Consider the following 22110-nt stretch of genomic DNA (forward strand, 5'->3'; position numbering starts at 1 on the left):
GAATCGACCTCGAGTGCTCAGGGGACGTGGGTGTGGATGACACGCGTGCCGGCCCACTTGTCGTGCCAGGTCTGCCGGATGGGCGAGCGGAGCGCGAACAACGGGCCGATGATCGACAGCAGCGAGATTAGCTTGCCGCTGTTACGCAGGAAGGAGCGTCGCAGGTCGATGCGTCGTCCGTCGAGGTCCACCACGCGGATGCTCAGGAGCCATTTGCCGATCGTGCCTTCGAGCGGCGATGCCTCGGCCACGGTGGCATACGCCAGGTAGAGGAACATGGCGATGTTCCGGATCAGCGACCGCTCCGCAAGGAACCGGATCTGCGCGTCGGGGTCGTCGGGGACCGCTTGCAGGAACTGCGCCAGCGCGTTGTCGAACCCGAGCAGGGTGTAGAACACAGCGGCGACGGCGAGCGTGATGATCACGCTGTCGAAGAAGTAGGCGCCGAACCGGCGCGGGAGTCCGGCCGGCGTGGCCACGGTCGGGACGTCGAACGTGCCCATGCGCCCGACAGCATACCCCGCGTCACGGAACGCCAGAGCCCGCTTCGGGTATCTTCGACCGCATGCGCACGATTGTCTTGTGTGGTGCCCTGCTGCTGGCCTCGCCGGCGGCGGCGCAGCGGCTCGTGGAGATCCCCCTCTGGGCGGGTGTCGCGCCAGGCTCGGAGGGCAAGACCGGCGACGAAGTCGTGGAGACCTCGGCCACCGGCGAACTGCGCATCACCAACGTGCATCGGCCCAGCCTGACGCCGTACCTGCCGCCAAAGGACAAGGCGACTGGCGTGGCGGTGCTGGTCATTCCCGGCGGCGGGCACCGGCAGCTCGTGATCACCCATGAGGGCTACAACGTCGCCGAGTGGCTCAGCGCCCACGGCATCGCGGCGTTCGTTCTGAAGCACCGGCTGGCCCGCGAACCGAACTCCACCTACAAGATCGAGGTCGAGGCGCTCGCGGACGCGACGCGGGCCATGCGGCTGATCCGCGCTCGCGCAAAGGAGTGGGGGATCGATCCGGGCAGGGTCGGCGCCATGGGGTTCTCGGCCGGCGGCGAACTCGTGGCGATGATCGCGACGCGCGACGTCAAGGGATCGGCCTCGGCCACCGAGGCCATCGATCGCGAATCGGCGCGCCCCGACTTCCAGGCGCTGATCTACCCGGGACGCACCGGCGACATCCAGCCGGACGCGAACACGTCGCCCGCCTTCCTGGCCGCCGCCTACGACGATCGCCAGGACATCGCCGAAGGCCTCGCCGACGTCTACCTGCGCATGAAGCGCGCCGGGGTTCCGGCGGAACTGCACATGTACGGCAGCGGCGGCCACGGCTTCGGCTTCCGCGCCACCAACACGCGTCCCGTGGGCACATGGCTCACGCGGCTCACAGAGTGGCTGACAGACAGGAAGATACTGACGAACGCCGAACGTTGAACGCCGAACGCCTACTGCATGCCGCCTGCAGGCAAGGCTCAAGGCCGACGGCCGAAGGCCCAAGGCCGGCCGTAATCCGTAATCCGTAATCCGTAACCCGTAGGCGGTAGGCTGTAGGCCGCAGGCCGCAGGCCGGTCGTGCCCGGTGCTACTTCCTCACCGCGACCTGGTTGTCGATCGCCAATTGCATTTTGCCCTGAGTGGAAAGGCTGAAGGTGATATCGGGAATGCGGCTGTCCAGGTCGACGAAGACGCCGTTGCCGATCGGCTGGAGCGCTATCGTCGAACCGTCCGGGACCTGGAGCGTGAGGTGGCCATCAGTCGCGGCCACGACGCCATCGCGGCCGCCCAGGTGGTACCGGCCTTCGTACGAACGCAAGGTCTCGAGGGGCACGGTGGCGATCGTCACTTCGCGTTCACGCATGTCCGGCCAGCCGTACTCGCTTGCAACGGCGCGCAGCACGTCGGCCGTCAGGCGTCCGCCCTGCTCGGCGTTGGTCATCACCACGGCGCCAGACGGGCGATCGCGATGGCCATGGATCTGGCATCGGAAGCCCTCGTTGCTGCCGCCGTGACCGAAGCTCCGTTTGCCGCTCTCCGTGTTCACGCCAAACCCCAGGCCATAGTCCTGCAGCACCGGCGTCAGCATCGTCTCCACGGTCTCGCGACGCAGGACGCGGCCTGGCTTCTGTATCTCCAGGATCACCAGCGCCAGGTCGGACGGCGTCGTCCAGAGCCCCGCCGCAGTCTGCTCGGGATAGGTGTGGCGCTTACCTGGAATGACGACGCCGTGGTCGTCGTGCCCGGCGGCGGCCAGCGCGAGCGCCGCGGCAGGGAGCGGCTGCTCGTAGGTGCTGTGCGTCATCCCGAGCGGCCCGAGCACGAGTCGCTGCGCCACGCGCTCGAAGGGTTCGCCGGTGACGTCTTCGATGAGCAGTTGCATCACTTCGTAGCCGCCGCCGGAGTAGCGCCACTGTGTGCCGGGCTTCAGGTCGATGCGCACCGCCGCCGTGTTGGCCGGCGTCACGCCGTCGAGCAGTTGCACGAGCGAGGGGACCTGCGCGCCGACGGCGTAACCCGGGAACCCATGCACGGTGAGTCCGGCCGTGTGACTCAGGAGCCGGCGCAAGGTCACGGGCTCGCCAACGGCGGCCGCGCTCGCAGGAACCTTCCAGCGTTTCAGCTGCGTGTTGACATCCGCATCGAGCGTGAGCGTGCCGAGTTCGACCAGCCGCAGCGCCGTCATCGCCGCGACAGGCTTGCTGATCGACGCGGCCTGGAACCTGGTCTCGACGGTCACCGGCCCACCGTCGCCCGTCTGCCCGTAGCCCTGCGCCCACGCCACGCGGCCCTCGTCGATCACCGCGATGCTCACGCCACGCACATGCCACTCCGACATGCGATCGGTCAGCGCATGCCGCACCACCGCGCGCCCCTTGACGGTGACCGCGCCACGCAGCCCGCGCTCGACCCGTTCCCGCCGTTCGACCTGGCCGGCCTGCTGGCCGCCTGTCGACGCCATGCAGGCACTCATTACGAAGGCCGTCGGCAGCAGAAGCAATGTGCGCATGAATCACACCTCCCCGAGGGTGACAGGAGATACGGCGACTGCCGGAAAAGGTTTGCACGGCGATCGAAACGACAAAGGGGGCGAGGACCATGGTCCCCGCCCCCTTTGTTACGCCTAACGCCTAACGCTTAACGCCTAACGCTCGCAGCCTGCAGGCTACAGGCTGCAGCCTACCGCGAAGGCCGAAGGCCGTCAGAACGTGACCTTCATCGCCACCTGGATGTTGCGCTCCGTCGTGCCGCAGAGGGCGCAGGACGGGTTGGGCAGCATCGCGGTGATCTGACCGAACAGCGGGTTGCCGAGCGTGCCGTTGGGCTGCGCGAACTGCGGGTGGTTCAGCAGGTTGAACGCCTCGACGCGGAACTCGGTGTTGACGCGGCCGATTCGCGTCGACTTGATCACCGAGAAGTCGATGTTGAACTGCCCGGGTCCGCGCAGGATATTGCGCCCGGCGTCGCCGTAGGTGCCGGTCACGTCCGCGGGGGCGACGAAGGCCGACGTGTCGAACCACCGCTCGATCGTCGGGTTGTCGATGGCGCCGTCGGCGAGGCGATTGGGTCGGTTGCCCGTGCCGGTCGACTGCACGCCCTGCGTCTGCGTGACCGTGAAGGGCAGGCCCGACCGCAGGTAGAGGATGCCGCTCGTCTGCCATCCGCCGTACCAGTGCCCGCGACCGATCGGCAGCTCGTACACCCAGCTGGAACTGAGCGTGTGCGTCACGTCGTAGTCGGCCGGGCCGCGGTTGTACTGCGGGTCGTAGACGTTGGTCAGGGTGACGCCGCCATCGTTGTCCGAGTTCAGGTCGATAACCTTGTTCCAGGTGTACGAGTTCAGCATCGAGAAGTTGTCGGCGAAGCGACGCTGGACCTTGATGAAGAACCCGTTGTAGTCGAGCGTGCCCGTGCTCTGCACCTGGCCGATGCTGCGCAGCGCTGGCGAGACCGCCGCATACGGGCGATTGACGTTCTGATCGGTGACGCCGACGACCGGTGGGGCTTGGTTCGGGTCGCCCTTGAGCAGCATGTTGCGGCCCTGCGATCCGACGTACGCGAGTTCGACCATGTAGTTCGTGCCGAACTGCTTCTGCACGTTCAGGTTCCAGTTACGCGCGAAGCCGTCGCGGAAGTAGATGTCGAAGATCGACCGGGTCGTGCCGGCGGCCGGTCGCGACGGATCGACACCTGGAGGCGGCGGCAGGCCGTCCTGGACGCGCAGTGTGGTCTGGCCGACGTTGGTCGTCAGCGCCGTCGACTGCAGGAACGGCGGGTTCTGCGCCTTGGACGACGATGTGCCGCCGGGCGTGAAGTTCCAGAAGACGCCGAAGCCGCCGCGGACCACGAGGCGGGCATCGCCGGACACGTCATAGGCGAAGCCCAGGCGCGGGGCGAAGTCCTTCTTCGAATAGGTCTGCAGGTAGCGCCCGACCTCGACGCCCTCGAGCACCGCATTGTCGGACGCGAGGATGAACTGTCCCGTCGTCTCGTCGAAGTTCGACTGCCGATCGTCCTTCTCGATCCACGGCACGAACACGTCCCAGCGCAGGCCGAGATTCAGCGTCAGGCGGTTGCTGACGCGGAAGTCGTCGTGCACGTAGAGCGCGTACTCGGGGCGCTGTTCCGTGTACGTCTCGGCGTCGAACAGGTTGCGCGTCTTCGAGGTTGCGAAGCCGAGCAGGAAGCTCGCCACGTCCAGGCCGGTGTTGGCGTTGATGGTGCAACCGCTCGCCAGGCCGGCGCAGTTGGACGTCTGGTTATTCGTAAAGGCGAAGTTACCGACAATGGTGTCGGCGTTGAGGATTTCGCGCGACCGCAGGGTCAGGCTGCCGCCCACCTTGATCGTGTGCTTGCCCTTCAGCCACGTCACGTTGTCGAAGAACTGGAAGTCGTTCTGGTTCGTGATCAGCGGCTGGTTGCCGTTGGCGCCCATGTTCCGGATGGTCTGGAACCCGAGCTGGGTCATCGCCGACGTCGCATCGTTCAGGTTGATGCCGGGGATGCCGACGGCGGCGGCGGGGTTGGTGAGATATCCGATTGGGGTCATGAAGAACTTGATCGAGTTCCAGCCGAAGCGCGCCTCGTTCAGCCAGTTGGTGCCGAAGGTGTGCGTGTCGTTGAACGCGAAGCTCTGCGCCTTGATGTCGCCCTTGCCGGCGCCGAACGTGGTGCCCGCGTCGCCAAGCGGCAACGAGGCCGGCAGGTCGCGCAGCGTCTTCTGGTAGCTGTAGCGGCCGAAGAAGCGGTTGGCCTGCGTGAGCACGTGGTCGACCTTGACGTCGAACTGGTCGTCGTTGCGCGTCAACTCCGGGTTGATCAGGTAGTTGTTGATTTGCTGGCCGGTCGCGCTGATGCTGCCGGCCGTGTTTGGCTCGGGGTAGTACCGCTGCATGACCTGCGCGGAGGCCGGGTCGAAGCGGTTGCCCGGGATCACGTTGCCGGGGAATGGCTGCTGCGTGAGCGGGTCATAGATGACGCGGTTGATCTCGCTGAAGTCACCGGCGCGCATCTTCATCGACGGGACGGTCGAGAGGAACGTCTGGCCGGCGTTGATGCGCAGGCCCTGGTAGTCGGTGAAGAAGAACGTCCGGTCGCGGATGATGTGGCCACCGATGGTGCCGCCGAACTGGTTCTGCTGGAAGTCCGGCTTCGGCCGGCCGGCGCGGTTGTTGAAGAAGTTGTTCGCGTCGAAGGCATCGTTCCGGTAGAACTCGAAGGCGCTGCCGCGATACTGGTTCGATCCCGACTTGAGCTGCAGGTTCACCACGCCGCCGAGCGATCGTCCGAACTCGGCCGAATAGGTGCTCGTCTGCAGCTTGAATTCGTCGAGCGCATCGACGCTCGGGAAGATCACGACCGTCTGCAGCCACGTCTCGTTGTTGTCGACACCGTCGAGCATGTAGTTGTTGTCGCGCGGCCGCTGGCCATTGGCCGAGAACGCCGCCGACGCGCGCCATGCGAGCGACCCGGCGCCGTCGATGTTCGACCCGGGAATGCCGCGCATCACGCCGGGAACGGTGCGCGTGAGGCTCACGAAGTTGCGGCCGTTGAGCGGCAGGGCCTTGATCTGCTCCTCATCGACCGTCGTCGACAGGTCGGAGCTGCTCACCTGGACCAGTGGCGTCGTGGCGATGATTTCGACCGTCTCGCTCATGTTGCCGAGCTCGAGCCGGGCGTCGACGCGCACGCGCTGGTCGACGCTCACGGTGATGCCTTCGACGACGACGCCCTTGAAACCCTGCAGCTCGACACCCACCTTGTAGGTGCCGGTCTGGACGGAGGGGGCGGTGTATTCGCCGTTGCCGTCGGTCACGTACGTCCGGCTACGACTGGTGTCGATATTGGTCACCGTGACGGTGACGCCTGGCATGACCGCACCGCTGTTGTCGGTGACGGTACCGAAAATGGTGCCCGTGACGGCCTGGCCGTGGACGGCCCGGGGCAGCAGGAGCAGGGCAAGGGCTAGAGTGGACGCGAGGATACGCACTGGGCGGGATCCTCGCGAGGGTTGTTGCAATCCGGACATCCGACCTCCTCCGAAAGTGACGGAATGACGCACCGCGAGACGCGGTCCTTCGGGCAAGGGGGACCGGCAAAAACGGAACAGCACCCGTAACGACGTGATATGCGAGTTTGGAGAGGAAATACCACATTGTCACGAGCTGGTGCAAATGGTTCATCCGTCGACCCCGGTGTAGCCTCGATGCATGACCACACGCAGGCCCCGGCCGCCGGCCGCTCGTGTCGACACAGGGATACGGGGGCGTGCCGCGCTGCTGACGCCGGTGGCCGAGGGGCATCGGGACAGGCACTGGTGCCGCGACGAGCCGCTGCGGCTGGAAGGCGTGGCGGAGGCCGAACGGTTCATCGAGCGGGTCGGATTCGCGGCGTGCCTCACCGATGCGCGACGGCCGGGGCCGTCGCTCTACATCGCCGTCTGCGGCAGGCGCGACGTGGTGATGCCGCGCAACGTGCAGAAGGACGAAGAGGCCTCACACACCTGGCTGCTGAAGGACGACCTGCTGCGGCGCGGCAAGGTCTATTACGCCAAGCTCGCGCGCGGCAAGGCGATGTTCCTCGCGCCGCGGATGGTGCCGCATTTCCAGGCGATCTGGGGTGTCCGGCGGGCCGAGGAGGGGAGCCGGCTGGGCGCGGACGCGCGCGCCATCCTGCGCGTGCTGCGTCGAGAGTGGGAGATGAGCACGGCCGACCTGCGGGCGGATTCGGGCGTGACCGAGCGTCCGGCGTTCACCCGCGCCCTCGACCAACTGCAGGCAGCGATGCTGGTGATCCCGAGCGAGGTCCACTACCGTCCGAAGTTCACGTATATCTGGACGCTCGCCGTCGGCCGCTTCCCCGACCAGCTCCGCCGGCGCGTCAGTCGCGACGCGGCGCTGAAGGAGGTGGCTCGCGCGTTCCTCACGAGCGCCGGCATGACCGTGCCCGGTGAACTCGCCCGTGTCACCGGCCTCTCGCGCGTGGACGCCGGCCTCGGCAACCGCGCCCTGGTCGCCGAAGGCGCGGCCGTCTCACCCCAGCGCGGCGTCTACCTGTTGCCGGGACTCTGACGCCTACAGCCTACGGCCTGCGGTCCTACGGGCTACGGACTACGTCCTACGACCTCCGGTTTCAGGCCTTCGGTCTAGAGGCTTGAGGCTAGAGGCTAGAGGCTAGAGGCTAGAGGCTAGAGGCTCGAGGCTCGAGGCTTGAGACTGGCCGTAGGCGTTAAGCGTGAAGCGTGAAGCGTTAAAGTGTCTGGGTGCAAACCAGCCTCCTTCGCGCTTCGTTGACGTCGTTCCTCATGGTGGGCATCGCGGCCCACGCTGCCGCGCAGGTCGGGGTGCGCCCGGCCGAGCAGTGGATTCCGTTGCTCGACTCGCCCGAGCGCATCGAGTCCATGCACGTGCCCGAGCTGATCTCGCGCCTCGGCGTGCAGAAGGAGATGATGATTGCCGACGTCGGCGCCGGCTCCGGCGTGCTCACCGGGCCGCTCGCGCTCGCCACCGGGCCGCGCGGTACCGTGTATGCCTCCGACATCGACCAGGCGCTGCTCACGCACATCGAGCAGCGTGCGCAGTCGTCGCGCCTCACCAACGTCAAGACCGTGCTCGGCACGTTCACCGACCCCAAGCTGCCCGCGCCGGTCGATCTCGCGCTGATGAACGACGTCCTGCACCACGTGGCCGATCGCGCCGCATACCTCAAGACGCTCGCCAGCCAGATCAAGCGCGGTGGGCGCCTCGCCATTGTCGACTTCAAGGCCGAAAGCAGTCCGCACAAGGGCAATGCGGAGTTGATCGTCACCGAGTCGCAGGTGAACGACTGGGCCGCGCTCGCAGGTCTCGAGCGCACGGACTCCTTCTCCCTGTACGCCGATCGCTACTTCGTGATCTACACGAAGCGATAAGCCGGCGCGCCGCGCACGTACCGCGCGCCGGACTCGTAGCCGTCGACCTTCAGGTCGACGGTCGGGCGCAAACCCTACCTCGGGACAACCGCGACGGCACGCAATGGGCCGCCGCTGCCGCCGCCCACCTTCATCGACAGCGCGAACAGCACCGCGCCGCGTGCGGGCAACTTGTCGAGGTTGGTGAGGTTCTCCAGGCCCGGCACACCGGCGGCCGCCAGGATGCGATGCGTCTCGAACGTCGTCGACTGCCCGCGGTCCATGCTTGCCGTGTCGATGCCGACGAGGCTGATCTGGCGCTCCTTGACCAGGAACGTCGCGAGATCCGGAGCGAGCCCGGGGAAGTGCAGCTGCGCCACACCTTCGGCGCCCTTCAGCGCCGTCCCGAGGTACCTGACGGCGTCGGGCCAGCGCGCCGACCACCCGGTCCGAAACAGGACGCGGCTGCCGCGGCTGATGCGGCCGTGCGTCGCCTCCCATCGTCGCAGGTCGTCCACCGAGATCAGGTAATCGACGTCCTTCGCCGACTGCGCGCTCACGTCGATCACGACAGCATCGCCGACGAGGCGCGACAACTCCACCTTGTCCGCCGTCGTCTGGCCGGCGGCAAAGTGCACGGGGGCGTCGAGATGCGTGCCGCCGTGCTCGGTCAGGTGGACGATGTTGGAGGCGTAGTACCAGCCGCCAGCGGTCACGCCGTCCGCGACCTTTTCGAGGCGCATCGGATCGGAGGTCGGCCACACCAGCGTCGTCTCGTTGAACGTGTGCGTCAGGTCGACGAGTTCGGCCTTCGCGACGAGCGCCGCGAGGTCAGGCGCGGGTGGTGCCTGCGCCGCCGGGGATGCTGCGGCGAGCATCACGAAGAGGAAAGCGGCGCGAGCATGCAGGGTCATGGCACACAGACTACCGCGGCGAGGGGAAGCCGAGATCAAGGGACGAGGGAGAACGAAAAAGTCACAGGGGCATCAAGGGACGAGGGAACGGGAACGCAAGGCCCAAGCGATGAGGCGGCGGTTCGCCTTGTCCTTTGCAGCTTGCTGTCTCGTCCCTTGTGTCTTGACGCCCTCCTGACTTGTTCCCTGTCGCTTGTACCTTGGACAGGTCGGTGGCGCGCCTCGTACGCTGTGGTGCATGGAGCCCGAGGCCCCAGACGCCGCCGACCTCGCCCTGCGCGCCACCGACAACATCCAGCGTGCCGGCGACTGGGCGCTCGTGCTGCACTCGGCGGGCATCGACCACCGCGTCGAGATCCGCGATGGCGCCCTCGCGCTGATCGTCAGGGTCGAGCACGGTCCGGCGGCATCGGCCGCGCTCGACGCGTTCGACGCCGAGAGCCGCCCCGTGATCGACGCTCCCGTGCCGGATCTCGGTCCGAGCCCACTCGGACTTGCGTGCGCGGTGTTGCTCACGTTCATGTTCCGGGTCACCGGCCCCGGCGAGGCGCGGCCGGCGTCCGCGTGGTTCGACGTCGGCAGCGCCGCCTCATCGGCGATCCTCGACGGAGAGACCTGGCGGTCCGTGACCGCGCTCATGCTGCACGGCGACCTGATGCACCTGGTCGGAAACGTCGTCGCGTCGCTGCTCTTCGTCTCGGCGGTCGGACGCTGGCTCGGCGTCGGCCTCGGAGGCGCGCTGATCCTCGCGTCCGCGGTTGCCGGCAACCTCCTCACGGCATGGTCCTACGGACCGGGACACCTCTCCATCGGCGCGTCCACGGCCACGTTTGCAGCGCTCGGTCTGCTGGCCGGCGTGCAGGTCGTTCGCAGATTCGGGCTCGTCGAGCGCCGCCGCCGGGCATGGGTCCCGCTCGTCGCCGGCCTGTGCCTGGTCATCATGCTGGGCGCCAGCGAACGTGCCGACATCGTCGCGCACCTGTACGGCCTCGCGGTTGGTATCGTCGCCGGCGCAGCAGTGGCTGCAACAGGCATTCGACCGCCCGGTCGAATCGTGCAAGGCCTGCTCGCCGTCCTGACGCTCGGCGTCCTGATCGGCTCGTGGTGGCTCGCGCTCGCCTGATGATCAAGTGACAAGGGGAGAACGAAAAAGTCACAGGGGCATCAAGGGACGAGGAACAGGGAACCAAGGCCCAAGCGATGAGGCGGGGAGTCGCCTGGTCTCTTACCCTCTTGCGATCCTCTCCCTTGTGCCTTGACGCCCTTCTGACTTGTTCCTTGTCCCTCGTCCCTTGGACACGTAGGTCTCATCAGCCGCCCCGGCTCAGGAGACAGCGCCGGCCAGAGTTCCAGCGTGAACGTGCGCGTGACGAGCGCCGGCGCGCCGTCGGTGTGCAGGCGCGTGAAGTCCGCCCGCCACATCCCGGGCTGCACGACGTGCGAAGCCCCCATCAGCAGGTACGGGATCGCCAGTAATGCCTCGACGTGCCTGGCTGACGAGAGCGCATCGTTCATGGGTACTCCTCATTCGCGCCTACGGCCTACGGCCTGCAGCCTACCTGGAGCGGATATCGTGACTACCAGTGCCGCAGGCGCCATGGATCACTTGTCCGACGGTAACCGACGGGACACGGGAGGACGAATGTTGGGCCGCTGCGACCGTAGCCGCCGACCCTGGTCGCAGATGCTCCGGGCCGCGGTCGTGGCCGTCGACCTTGTTCGTCCGGCAAGGCCCGGTTGCTCAGACCGAACCGGGTGGCGGCGTTTCCATCACCACGTCGGCGAGCACACGGACGCTTTCGGCGTCGAGTTTGCTGCCGCTCACCGATTGCATCCACGCCAGCGCCGCTTCCGGACTCCGCGCCTCCTTGTAGGGGCGTTGCTCGGTGAGCGCGACGAAGACGTCGGCGACGCTCAGGATGGCCGCCTCGACCGGGATCTGGTCCGCGCGCAGCCCGAGTGGGTAGCCGGATCCGTCGGGGCATTCGTGGTGCGCAACGACGATGTCGGCGATGTCGCGGGTGCCGTCTATCGCCTCGAGGATGCCCCCGGCGGTCACCGGATGCTGCTGGATCACGTCCCGCTCCTCAGGCGTCAGCGAGTCGGTCTTGAACAGCACATCGTCGGGCACCCCGATCTTGCCGACGTCGTGCATCAGCGCCGCCAGCCGCAGTACTTCGAGCCGATCGGCCGACAATCCCCGGGCGTGCCCCAGTTGCAGGGCGACGCGCGCGACTTCCTCGCTGTGCCGGGCCGTGTGGCGGTCCCGCGTGTCCAGCGCCGCTGAGAGAGCCGCGATGGCCTTGACAATCGCCAGGCGCCGGGCACGCTGCACCGCGGCGGCGGCCCGTTCCCGTTCCCGGTCGCGCTGGTCGACGAGCGCGCCGACGACCCATCCCACGAGCAGGAACACCGCGCCGGACGCGATCTGGCTGACGTTCTCCATCTGCTGATTCGCCCAGTCCAGCAGGACATGCGGCACGAACACGACGATGGCGGCGGCAGCAGTCAGCAGGCCGCCGCGCCGGCCATACCACACGGCCGCCACGATCACGGGGAACAGGTACGCCGTGCGGAGTGTCACGTGTACGACGTGCTGCGTATGGCCGCCCATGTGCAGGCTGAAGTGCAGGGCCGTGATGACAGCGAGAGCGGAGAGGAGTATGGCGGGCTTGCGCATGCGTGTACGTGCACCGCAGCATGCACCATTCCACGCCAGCGCGCGAGACGAGAGCCGGTCGAACGGGCTTCGCGGGTGGCGGGTTCGACGCGTCACGTTGCGACGCGTGGAGCAGGCCGAATCGACGCTCCGTCAGGGGCGACGAGTCCGGTGACCCGACGCCGCGGTGTCCCCGAACAGAGCGGCGCGGGTCGAGCCGGAGTGGTGGAAGAACGCGTTGGCGAACTCGTAAATCAGGATGCACGAGAGCGGTGCCGTGAGCCACACGACGGCCGCTTCGACCGGGAAGATCGCCGTCCCCCGCGACCACGCACCGATCACGAGGCCGATCATGCCGGCGGGTTCGTAGCCCCACCAGTCTCGCGGAATGGCGAGCGTCACTTCCCAGATGATCGACGTCAGCAGCACGTAGAGCGTCGTCACCGCGAGGCCCTGCCAGTTGGTGAGGTGCCCCACCGCGCGATACAGGAACATCGCCGGCAGGATCGCCCCTGCGGTCAGGAACGCGAAGTAGGTCGGAAAGGTGCCGTTGGCACGCCACAGGACGATCGCGGTGACGGCAGCGATCGCCGCGAGTGCGACGAGGTGGGGCGAGAGACGGATCAGCGCGTAGTCGAGTCGATCGTCACCGGAGTGATAGCGACCAAGCCAACGCTCGTCGGCGCACGCGTACGTGAGCACGATCACGATCGGGCCCATGACATAGAAGAGCAGCTCCTCGACCGGCACCAGCCCGCCCAGGCCTGGCACACACAACACGTATGGCGATGTGCCTGGCGCCGCATCGCAGCCGGGAAAACGGAACGTCAGGTGGCCGAGCACGAGGTCGAGCGCAACGCCCATGACCGCGATCGTGCCGGCCGACCAGCGCAGCGCCCGTCGACGCCGGCCGGTGCCGGTCGCCGTGAGGCTCTGGAACACCGGCCACAGGTACAGCAACGGGATGCCCCAGAACACCAGACTCGAGAAGTAGGTGAGCCGACCCACGGCATCGAGTGCGAGTGGCGTGGCGATGGTCACGATCAGGACGACCAGCCAGCCCAGGTTGATCCAGAACGTGCGCAGGTCCATGCGACCCCTTCACTTCCGCGGCTTGAACAGGTTCGGTAGCAGGTGCGTGTACAACAGGTAGCGCCAGGTGGCCCAGTCGTGGGCGCCGTTGCCGCCAATGGCGTACTCGTGCCGGATCGCGTGTCTGTCCAGGATCTGGTGGAAGACCACGCTACGGTTGGTCGGCTGGTCCTCGTGCGTGCCGAGCCCGACCAGCAGGTAGTCCACCTTGGTGTTGATGTCCGGATCGGTGAGGAACTGCGGCGTCGACGTCTCCGAGGCAGGATCGCCGGCGCTGAGGATACCGAACGACGCGAACAGGTCCAGCGCCTTGAAGCCCACGAGTTGCGCGTGACGCCCGCCCATCGACAGTCCCGCGATGGCGCGGCCATGGCGGTCGGCCTGGACGCGATACTGCGACTCCACCAGCGGCATGATCTCCGTTCGCAACTCGCGATCGAACAGCGTGAAGGTCTTGTCGGCGTGCTGCGGGTCGCTGCGATGCACGACCTGGTTGTTGGGCATCGCGATGACCATCGGGACCGCACGGCCCTCCGCAAGAAGGTTGTCGGCGATGAAGCCGGCGCGGCCGTCGAGCCACCAGCCTGAGGCGATCTCGCCGCTGCCACCGAGCAGGTACAGCACCGGGTAGACCTTCGTGCGGTCGTAGGCAGGTGGCGTGTAGACGAAGAGCTCGCGCTCGCCGTCAGTCACCGTGGATTGGTAGACGTGGCGCGTGATCGTGCCGTGCGGGACCGGCCGGGCGTCGTAGTAGGCCGGCCCCTCGCCGTGGACCACGAGCGTGCTGTACCCCGGCTGGTTGCCGAAGCCGCCGAGAGTGTTGTTCGGGTCGACGACCGGGACGCCATCGACGAGGAACTTGTACACGTAGATGTTCTGCGGTACCGGCCCGAGGGTCAGCGTCCACGTGCCGTCGGCGCCCTTCGTGAACGGCCACGACGACTCGGCCCGGCCGAGCGCGGCGGCGATCGTCGGCGCCGAGAGCTGCACCTCCTGTGCCCGCGGGGCCTTGACGCGAAACGTCACACGACGCTGTTGGTCGACGTCGGGCGACACGACGTTGGCCCCGAATGGCACCAGTCCGCCGATGTTGCGGTGCGGAGCCCAGTCGAGGTTGACGTGCGCCTGCTGCGCGAACGCAGGCGAAGCGCCCAGACATGCGATGACGGAGGCGGAGACGAGTCGAGCAGTGGCGGTGCGCATGTTGTCGATCCTGCCGGTGGCGCATCCTCGCACGTGGCGGGTGTGTCGGCAAGACCGGCAGAGCACGGCGGACCTGTACGGCTTGCCCGACCCGAGCGTTTCAAGCGGTGGAGACGTGCGATGAGCGCAATCGACGACAAGTACACGCAACTCGGTGGCCCTGGGGGCTTCCTGGGCAGACCGTTCGATGCCGGTGCAGGCAGTGGCGAAATGGATACGGCCGACCGGCGGGGTCGCTTCCGCGACTTCGAACGCGGGACGATCTACTGGACAGCCACGACCGGCGCTCACGAGGTCCACGGCGACATCCGTCTCAAGTGGGCACGCCTTGGTGGCGGCAGGAGCTTTCTCGGTTACCCGTTGACCGACGAAACCGGCACTCCCAACCGGCGCGGCCGCTTCAATCACTTCGAGCACGGGTCGATCTACTGGACACCCACGACCGGGGCGCACGAAGTACATGGCGCCATTCGCGACAAGTGGGCGAGCCTGGGGTGGGAGCGCAGTCGCCTCGGTTTCCCGACGAGCGACGAGAAGGCCGTGCCCAACAGCCGTGGACGCATCAGCGAATTCGAGGGCGGCGTCATCGTCTGGACGCCGGAAGGCGGCGCGCAGGTCCGCGTGCGCATCGACGACCCATAAATCCCGAGTGACCAACAACACGCTGCGCATGGCCGGCCAACGTACAAGGTGTTCCTCGCGTCTGCGCGCGGGCCTGATCGACCAGCGAACTACAGGCTCCTGGTCCTGAGCTGCTCCAGCAGGAAGTGCGTGGAGCGCACGGCCAGCGCCATGATCGTCAGCGTCGGGTTCTGCCACGAGCTCGACGGAAAACTCGAACCGTCCATCACGAACAGGTTGCCGACGTCGTGCGTCTGGAGGAATGGCGTGAGCACGGACGCCTTCGGGTCCGTGCCCATGCGCGCGGCGCCGACCTCGTGCGCCTGGCCGCGCATGCCGTGGCTCTGGCGAATGTTCGTGGCGCCGATGCGATCGAGGATCTCGGCCGCGTGCGTTGCCATGTCGCGGTGCAGAGCACGCTCGTTGTCGCGCGGCGTGATCCGCAGGCGTACGACAGGGATGCCGAACGCGTCGAGCGTGTCCTTGTCGACCGCGCAGGTGTTGTCCTCGTATGGCAGGCACTCGCCGAACCCAGCGAAGCTGAGCGTCGCGGGGCGCGGTTGCGCGATGGCGCGCTTGTAGGCCTCCCCGATCCCCGGGGCGGCGAAGTTGAAACCCGCGCCGACGTACGTGCTCAGCCCATAGCCGCGCACGAACCCGTCCGTCCTGGGCCCACCTGGCAGGTTACGGAAGCGCGGCGTCAATAGCCCGCATGGACGATTCGCCCCCGCCATCGTCGGCTGTTCGACGAGATCCGGCAAGTCGCCCGAGGCACCTGCGCCGGCGAAATGCGTCATGAGGTACTTGCCCAACACGCCGCTCGAGTTCGCGAGGCCGTTCGAATCCTGGCGCGTTGCCGAGTTGAAGAGCATGCGAACGGATTCGAGCGTCTGCGCGCAGAGGGCCACCGCGCGTCCGAAGATCTCGCGCGGTTGCCGGGTGGTGCGGTCGATGTAGAGCACACCACGGGCCCGGCGCGTGTTCGGGTCCATGAGCACCTTGTACGCCATCGCGCCGGTCACGAGCGTGCACCGGCCCGTCGCCACCGCATCCCTCATCGTCGTGAACGCGGAGTTGAAGTAGGAGTGCGTCACGCACCCGTGCTCGCACGGCCCGCAGTAGTGGCACGCCTGGCGCCCGTTGATCGGCTTCGTGAGGTTGGCGGTGCGGCCCTGCGTCACGGTATACCCGAACGCTTTCTTGACGCGCGAGCGGACGGCCATCTCGTTACAGGTGAGGCCCATCGGCGGCTGGAAGGGGCCGTCGGGGTACTGCGCCAGTCCCTCCTTCATGCCGGAGACGCCCACGTACTCCTCGACGAGGTCGTAGTACGGCTTGATCTCCGCGTACGTGATTGGCCAGTCGACGCCGACGCCGTCGTGCGACGCCGCCTTGAAATCGATGTCGCTCATGCGCAGGCAACCGCGTCCCCAGATGTTCATCCGGCCGCCGACCACGCGCGGCCGCACCCACAGGAACTTCGGATCGGAGTCGTCCAGGTAGGGTTCCTCGATATCGTTGACGTACCAGTCGGCGTTCCATTCGCGGACGGCGTACGACTGCGACTGCTGCGGCTGCGTGTGCTCGAACGGGGTCTTCGTGCGGCCCCGGTACTTGAGCTGGGGCGGCTGGACGTGCTCCTTGTAGTCCGCGTCGCTGAGCGCTCTACCAGCCTCGAGCACGGCCACGCGCAAGCCGGCCTCGGTGAGGCGCTTGGCGGCCCAACCCCCGGACGCACCGGATCCCACGATGACGACGTCGAAGTGCTGGCCCGCGGGATCGGTCTGCATGCTGGTATCCGGTGTTGTAGCCGTCGACCTTCCACCTTCGCCAAGACTACGGTGGACAAACCAGGTCGACGGGCGACCGTGTCTCCCGTGCCCTGACGATGACCGCCGGACTGACCTGTCCGCCGAAGCCTTGGCGCAGGCGGGAGTCCGGCGGCTACGTCCGGTGGGGGGCGCCGTCGAGGTCGAACCAATGAGATGTCATCTCGACGGACGCTTACTCGTGCCCCTCGGCGTGCGTGCACGCAGGGAAACTCTCGAAGAACACGTTGCCCGTGAAGCCCAACTCCTTCATGCCGGCCTCCGACGAGTAGTGCGCGCCGGCAATCCACGACTTGAGCGTCGCCACCGGCGTCGTCAGCGACTCGAGCAGTGCCGGCTGTTGCGTGGCAGGCAGCGCACGGAATGTCGAGCCGTGCTGATCGCGCGCCGCGGCGTCGACAGCGGCCAGCGCGCTGATGAACGTCAGCCGCAGGTCCTCGTGCTCGATCGCGAGCACTTCGTCGATCCAGGCCGGGCTGCCGCTCGCGACCGAACCGGGCACGATCAGCTCGGAGACGAGCGTGAGCGTCGCGAACTGGTGGGGGTCGAAGAACTGTGGCTTCTTCGCGACGGTGATGGCCGGTTTGGTCGGCCGTTGCGCAACGTGCGCCGCGAGCGGATGATGCGACTCGTGTGCGTCGGCCGGGGTCCCGGCCGCGAGGCCCAAGCCTGCCGCGAGGCCCTGCAGCGCCGAGCGGCGGGTGATTCCGCCCGGCGTGCCGGCGGATGCGCCAGCAGCGCTGGCGGAGTCTGGATGCCACACAAGCGGAAGTGCGCGACCGTGATCTGTCATGGACGTTCCGTACCGAAGAACCCGAAGACGAACACCGAACGCCGAACGCTGAACGCTGAACGCCGAACAGCCCAGCCAAAGGCGGAAGAGCCAAGGCCCAAGGCCGAGGCCGATGGCCCAAGCCAAAGTTGTAGGCGTCGAGATTGCTCGACGCTTGGCCGCGACATCGGACTGGGACAGTCTCGGATCACGCGTGTGGCGGGCGCTCCGGAGTATAGCGCCCGGTTCGACTACCCGCGACGCTCGCGATAGTAGGCCACGAGATCCAGCGGTAACGGCGGCGCAGCGCCGAGTTGCCGCAGCATCGTCGTCACCTGGCCGCGATGGTAGGTCCCGTGGTTCACCACGTGCTGCACGAGGTGCCATGCGCGGTCGGCAGACGAGCTGCCGTTCAGGAGCCGGTATTCGACCACCCGCTGCACGCCCGCGTCATCCAGGCCATCCACGTAGGTGCGCAGGCCCCCCTGGGTCTCCGCCCATCCCGCCCGGAGCGCCGCGCAGTCCTCGAAGCGATCAAGCGGCAGCCTGCTCGTCGGCGAGACGCCATGCAGACGCGAGAGCCAGATCCATTCCGCGTCGTGTACGTGCGTCAACGTGTCACGCACTGACCGGAAGCTGCTCGCGAGGTCGCGAACGAACTGCTCGGGCGTCAACGCGTCCACCGCGGCCAGCAGACGATGCGTCGCCCAGTAGTTGTAGTCGACGAGGGCGTGGAGGTCCTGCGGTGTCATGGCGCGATCGTGCCACGACTTCGCATCGAGCAAGCTCGACGCCTTCGCCACAGCTTCAAGGGCCCGCTGCCTTCGAGCTTTCCCCTTCGCCCCTGGCGTGAGGCATCAGGCATCAGGCATTAGGCATCAGGCATTAGGCATTAGGCATTACGGTGCCCGGCACCCGGAACCCGGAGCCCGGTACAAGTCCGTGTAACGCCGGGCCGTGTCGTCACACATGGCAAGTGAGGGCGGACACGGCGTCCGCCTGTAACGACCAGGAGACGTGACGTGATTGCCCAGGATCGCAAGCCCCAGCTGAATACCCGCGCCGACCAGCCGTTCCGATTCCTCGGCGTTCCGACGACCCTGCGCGCCACCCACGAGACCACCGGTGGCGCCTTCGGGCTGGTCGAGAATTCGGCCATGCCTCCGGGCTTCGGCTCGCCCTACCACGTCCACCACCGGGAGGACGAGTCGTTCTACGTGATCGAAGGTGAGGTCGCGTTCGTGGTCGATGGCCAGTGGCACTACGCCGGCCCCGGCTCCTTTGTCCACGGCCCTCGCGACATTCCGCACGGCTTCGCGGTGATCGGCACCAGGCCGGCCCGGATGCTGCTGCTTGCCACGCCGGGTGGCTTCGAGCAGTTCGTGCTGGCCCTGCGTACCCCGTTCGACACCACACCCGAGCCGCCGGACATGGCTGCGTTGATGGCAGCGGCAGCGCGTCATGGGGTCGACATCCTCGGTCCCCTGCCTGACATGCCTGACGACCTGCGCGGCGGCCGAGACGACGCACGCGCGGACATCGACCGCCTGCGCGCGACGCACATCGCCGCGCTCACGGCCAACGATGCAGCCGGCTGGACCGCGATCTTCGCCGACGACGCCGTGCAGTTACCACCGGTCGGTGCGGTCAACACCGGCACCGCTGCCATCGGCGCCTTCAACGAACGGTTCATGGCCATGTTCGCGGTGTCGAGCTTCAACATCACCCCCATGGGCCTCGAAGTGCACGGCGACGTCGCCATCGAACACGGCGACTACAACATCGTGCTGACGCCACACGGCGCGCCGGCCGGGATGAGCGACAGCGGCAAGTACATCACCACCTATCGGCGCAATGACGCGGGGGCGTGGCTGATCACGCGCGACGGCTGGACGAGCACGCTCCGCCCGCCCGCCGACGCGTGAGCGCACGCCTCGCTTGCCGCGGCGAAGCCGAAAGGCGACGCTGGCTTGCTGCGCCGAAGCCGTAAGGCGACGGTGGCTTGCCGGGGGCATGGCGGCGCTTACAATGCCGCCGTGCCGTCCGACCTCAGCGACGCCGACGTGGCCAGCCGTGCGGCAGCGGGGGACTCCCAGGCCGAGGCCGAGATGTGTCGCCGCATGGCGCCACGACTTCGCCTCTATGGCATGCGACACCTGCGGTCCGGCGCCGCTGCAGACGACCTGGTGCAGCAGGTGCTGCTGACGACGCTCGAGGCCCTGCGCGCAGGCAAACTGCGCGACTACGAGAAGCTGCCGCATTTCGTGCTGGGTATGGCCCGCATGACGGTGCTCGAACTGCGGCGCGGTGCGAAACGTCGCGGGGCGCTGCTCGAGATCTACGGCGCGATCCTGGTGCCAGAGGCGCCAATCGAACCGGAGGTGGATCGCGAGCGCTTGGGCCGGTGCCTGCAGTCGCTGAAGGAACGCGACCGCAGCGTCGTGATGCTGACGTTCTATGACGACCGCGCCGGCAGCGACGTCGCGCGGTTTCTCGGTGTCTCCGAGGCCAATGTGCGGGTGATCCGCCATCGCGCCATCCGGCAACTGCGCGGCTGCATGGAGGGGGAGGTCGCGTGATGGCCACGACACGGTCCGAACCGCCCCAGTGTTCGGCGCCGATCTCCGAGGAGATACTGCTCGAGTACTGGATGGCGGCCCTGGATGAGGCCGCTGAAACCGCGATCGAAGAGCACCTGTTCGCGTGCGACGAATGCGGTGGCCGGCTGCGCGGCACCATCGCGCTTGCCGAGGCACTGCGTGACGTCGCGCGCTCCGGCTCCCTTCGGGTGATCGTGAGCGACGACTTCGTGCGGCAGGCCAAGGCCGAGGGACGCACGGTTCGCGAATACACGCCGCCGCGCGGCGGCGTCGTCGCGTGCACGATCTCGGCCGACGACGACTTCCTCATCGCGCGTCTAGTCGCAGAACTCGCCGGCCTGCCCCGCGTGGACCTCGGCATCTACGACAGCGAGGGCCGCGAGCGGGGCCGCATGGCGGACGTCCCCGTGGACGCGGCCGCCCGGGCCGTGCTGTACCAAGAGTCGGCCACCTTCGCGAAAGCCGCGCCAGACGACGTCATGGTGCTGCGACTGCTCGCGGTGGAAGCCGGAGGCGAGCGCGTACTGGGCGAGTACGAGATGCGCCACACGCGGACGATTCCCGGCCCCGCCGCCTGGTAGCCGGGGGCGGGGCGCGTCGACCAAGGTCGACGCCTACACAATCCGTACCCCGTACCCTGTAGTCCAGAGCCCGAGATTAACGGTTCCCGGAACCCGGTGCCCGGAACCCGGTACCCGCTGGGTGCGGCGTTCAGCGTTCGGCGTTCGTCGATTTGGCTTGCCCGGGTGCCCCGTGCCCGGTACCCGGTGGCGCCGCGTTCGACGTTCAACGTTCGGCGTTCGTCGACTTGGCTTACCCGGTTCCCGGTGCCCGGTGCCCGGTACCCGGTTCCCGGTACCCGGTTCCCGGGTTTCTGCCCGTGTCAGCGTCCGCCTGCGCGATACGGCACGATCGTCTCGATGGTGCCGTCGGGACGATGGACGAGCGGCGTCACCTTGACGTTGCGGAGATGCGTCTGGCCCTTCGAGAGCTGCGCATCGTGGTAGAAGAGGTACCACTTGCCCTCCGACTCGACGATCGAGTGGTGCGTCGTCCAGCCCAGCACCGGTTCCATGATGCGGCCGCGGTACGTGAATGGTCCGTAGGGCGAGTCGCCGGTGGCGTATACGAGAAAATGCGTGTCGCCAGTCGAATACGACAGGTAGTACTTCCCGTTGTAGCGGTGGACCCAGGTGGCCTCGAAGAAGCGCCGCGTATTGTCGCCGTAGGTGAGGGGCCGCCCCTCCGCGTCGTTGATGATCACGTCGCGCACCGGCTCGGCCAGGTGACGCATGTCGTCGCGCAGTCGCGCGACCTTCGGCATCAGTGCGGGCGCGCCGGGCGCAGGATATGCGTCCTTGGCCTGATAGGCCCCCGATGCCCATCGCTGCAGTTGCCCACCCCAGATGCCGCCGAAATAGAGGTACGCAGCACCGTCGGCGTCGCGGAAGACTGCCGGGTCGATGCTGAATGCGCCGTCGATGGGCTCTGGGTCGGCCTTGAAGGGCCCGGCAGGATTGCTCGACACGGCCACGCCGATGCGGAACACGTCGCGCGCGTCCTTGGCCGGGAAGTACAGGTAGTACTGCCCACCGCGTTCGGCTGCGTCGGGCGCCCACATCTGCCGCTTGGCCCAGGGCACGCTGGCGATGTCGAGCGCCACGCCGTGGTCTTTCACGGCGCCGCCGATCCGATCCATCGACAGGACGTGGTAGTCGCGCATCGCGAAGTGGCTGCCGAGATCATCGGCAGGTACGCCGGCGTCGATGTCGTGGGACGGGTAGAGGTACAGCCGTCCGCCGAAGACGTGCGCCGAGGGGTCGGCGGTGTAGATGCCGGGCAGCAGTGGCTGGTCGAGAAACCACGGCCCACTGGACGTTTGCGCGGCAGCCGCGAGCGCGACGCCAAGGGCGAGCATGGGGGCGAGGAAGCCGAGGCGCATGGGTGTACTCCGGGCGATACAAGCCGCGTTCTGATTCTGGGAAACTGGCGACAGACTATCGCAGGTGCGGCCTTGGTCGATGACGAGGTAGGGCCGGGTC

20 protein-coding genes are annotated in these 22110 nt (G+C 67.4%); 8 read left to right on the top strand and 12 right to left on the bottom strand.

Features of this window, described 5'->3' with window-relative positions; all coding sequences use genetic code 11:
• Positions 1-17: 17 nt before the first annotated feature.
• Entirely contained in the window at positions 18-503 is a 486-nt protein-coding gene (locus tag LuPra_RS09255; RefSeq protein ID WP_110170478.1) for an RDD family protein, read from the bottom strand.
• A 62-nt stretch (positions 504-565) separates the two neighbouring features.
• Between LuPra_RS09255 and LuPra_RS09260 the strand changes: the two genes are divergently transcribed.
• Positions 566-1429, top strand: a complete 864-nt coding sequence (locus tag LuPra_RS09260; RefSeq protein WP_110170479.1) for an alpha/beta hydrolase — start codon at positions 566-568, stop codon at positions 1427-1429.
• 148 nt (positions 1430-1577) lie between these two features.
• Here LuPra_RS09260 and LuPra_RS09265 read toward each other — a convergent pair whose 3' ends face one another.
• Positions 1578-2999: a serine hydrolase domain-containing protein gene (locus tag LuPra_RS09265; RefSeq protein ID WP_110170480.1), complete on the bottom strand. Its 1422-nt coding sequence runs from the start codon at positions 2997-2999 to the stop codon at positions 1578-1580.
• Between the two features lie 192 nt (positions 3000-3191).
• Complete coding sequence (locus tag LuPra_RS09270) at positions 3192-6479, bottom strand: TonB-dependent receptor (protein ID WP_157898936.1); 3288 nt, start codon at positions 6477-6479, stop codon at positions 3192-3194.
• 220 nt (positions 6480-6699) lie between these two features.
• Between LuPra_RS09270 and LuPra_RS09275 the strand changes: the two genes are divergently transcribed.
• Entirely contained in the window at positions 6700-7560 is an 861-nt protein-coding gene (locus tag LuPra_RS09275) for an AlkZ-related protein (RefSeq protein WP_110170482.1), read from the top strand.
• Between the two features lie 191 nt (positions 7561-7751).
• Positions 7752-8399, top strand: a complete 648-nt coding sequence (locus tag LuPra_RS09280) for a class I SAM-dependent methyltransferase (protein WP_157898937.1) — start codon at positions 7752-7754, stop codon at positions 8397-8399.
• Between the two features lie 74 nt (positions 8400-8473).
• Here LuPra_RS09280 and LuPra_RS09285 read toward each other — a convergent pair whose 3' ends face one another.
• Positions 8474-9292, bottom strand: a complete 819-nt coding sequence (locus tag LuPra_RS09285; protein ID WP_110170484.1) for a cyclase family protein — start codon at positions 9290-9292, stop codon at positions 8474-8476.
• Between the two features lie 238 nt (positions 9293-9530).
• Here LuPra_RS09285 and LuPra_RS09290 point away from each other — a divergent pair, with 238 nt between their 5' ends.
• Positions 9531-10415 carry a rhomboid family intramembrane serine protease gene (locus LuPra_RS09290; protein ID WP_110170485.1) on the top strand — a complete coding sequence of 295 codons (885 nt, stop codon included), beginning with the start codon at positions 9531-9533 and terminating at the stop codon, positions 10413-10415.
• 41 nt (positions 10416-10456) lie between these two features.
• Here LuPra_RS09290 and LuPra_RS09295 read toward each other — a convergent pair whose 3' ends face one another.
• The 4 genes from LuPra_RS09295 to LuPra_RS09310 all read right to left on the bottom strand — a co-directional run bounded on the left by LuPra_RS09295 (position 10457) and on the right by LuPra_RS09310 (position 14246).
• Positions 10457-10807, bottom strand: a complete 351-nt coding sequence (locus LuPra_RS09295) for a hypothetical protein (RefSeq protein ID WP_110170486.1) — start codon at positions 10805-10807, stop codon at positions 10457-10459.
• A 226-nt stretch (positions 10808-11033) separates the two neighbouring features.
• Positions 11034-11972, bottom strand: coding sequence for an HD domain-containing phosphohydrolase (locus LuPra_RS09300; protein ID WP_110170487.1), 939 nt, complete (start codon positions 11970-11972; stop codon positions 11034-11036).
• A gap of 132 nt (positions 11973-12104) precedes the next feature.
• Positions 12105-13043 carry a hypothetical protein gene (locus tag LuPra_RS09305; protein ID WP_110170488.1) on the bottom strand — a complete coding sequence of 313 codons (939 nt, stop codon included), beginning with the start codon at positions 13041-13043 and terminating at the stop codon, positions 12105-12107.
• Positions 13044-13052: 9 nt separating this feature from the next.
• The gene (locus LuPra_RS09310) at positions 13053-14246 is read right to left on the bottom strand and encodes an esterase (protein WP_110170489.1); all 1194 of its coding nucleotides are present in this window, start codon (positions 14244-14246) and stop codon (positions 13053-13055) included.
• Positions 14247-14366: 120 nt separating this feature from the next.
• Between LuPra_RS09310 and LuPra_RS09315 the strand changes: the two genes are divergently transcribed.
• Complete coding sequence (locus tag LuPra_RS09315; protein WP_110170490.1) at positions 14367-14888, top strand: LGFP repeat-containing protein; 522 nt, start codon at positions 14367-14369, stop codon at positions 14886-14888.
• An 89-nt stretch (positions 14889-14977) separates the two neighbouring features.
• Here the strand turns inward: LuPra_RS09315 and LuPra_RS09320 are convergent, their stop codons facing one another.
• From LuPra_RS09320 to LuPra_RS09330, 3 genes are all read right to left on the bottom strand, one after another.
• Positions 14978-16657, bottom strand: coding sequence for a GMC oxidoreductase (locus LuPra_RS09320; RefSeq protein WP_110170491.1), 1680 nt, complete (start codon positions 16655-16657; stop codon positions 14978-14980).
• Positions 16658-16871: 214 nt separating this feature from the next.
• Positions 16872-17489: a gluconate 2-dehydrogenase subunit 3 family protein gene (locus LuPra_RS09325; RefSeq protein ID WP_110170492.1), complete on the bottom strand. Its 618-nt coding sequence runs from the start codon at positions 17487-17489 to the stop codon at positions 16872-16874.
• 230 nt (positions 17490-17719) lie between these two features.
• The gene (locus LuPra_RS09330) at positions 17720-18220 is read right to left on the bottom strand and encodes a DinB family protein (protein ID WP_157898938.1); all 501 of its coding nucleotides are present in this window, start codon (positions 18218-18220) and stop codon (positions 17720-17722) included.
• Between the two features lie 270 nt (positions 18221-18490).
• On the opposite strand from LuPra_RS09330, the gene LuPra_RS31740 reads away from it, so the two are divergent.
• The 3 genes from LuPra_RS31740 (at position 18491) to LuPra_RS09345 (ending at position 20649) form a co-directional block, all read left to right on the top strand.
• Positions 18491-19393 carry an SgcJ/EcaC family oxidoreductase gene (locus LuPra_RS31740; protein ID WP_157898939.1) on the top strand — a complete coding sequence of 301 codons (903 nt, stop codon included), beginning with the start codon at positions 18491-18493 and terminating at the stop codon, positions 19391-19393.
• Between the two features lie 111 nt (positions 19394-19504).
• Entirely contained in the window at positions 19505-20047 is a 543-nt protein-coding gene (locus tag LuPra_RS09340) for an RNA polymerase sigma factor (RefSeq protein WP_110170494.1), read from the top strand.
• Positions 20047-20649, top strand: a complete 603-nt coding sequence (locus tag LuPra_RS09345) for a hypothetical protein (RefSeq protein WP_110170495.1) — start codon at positions 20047-20049, stop codon at positions 20647-20649. Before LuPra_RS09340 ends, LuPra_RS09345 begins: the two co-directional genes overlap by 1 nt.
• 302 nt (positions 20650-20951) lie before the next feature.
• On the opposite strand, the gene LuPra_RS09350 is transcribed toward LuPra_RS09345, so the two are convergent.
• Entirely contained in the window at positions 20952-22010 is a 1059-nt protein-coding gene (locus tag LuPra_RS09350) for a glycoside hydrolase family 43 protein (RefSeq protein WP_237050877.1), read from the bottom strand.
• Positions 22011-22110 lie beyond the last annotated feature (100 nt).

It is taken from the genome of Luteitalea pratensis (assembly GCF_001618865.1).
Classification (GTDB): Bacteria; Acidobacteriota; Vicinamibacteria; order Vicinamibacterales; family Vicinamibacteraceae; genus Luteitalea; species Luteitalea pratensis.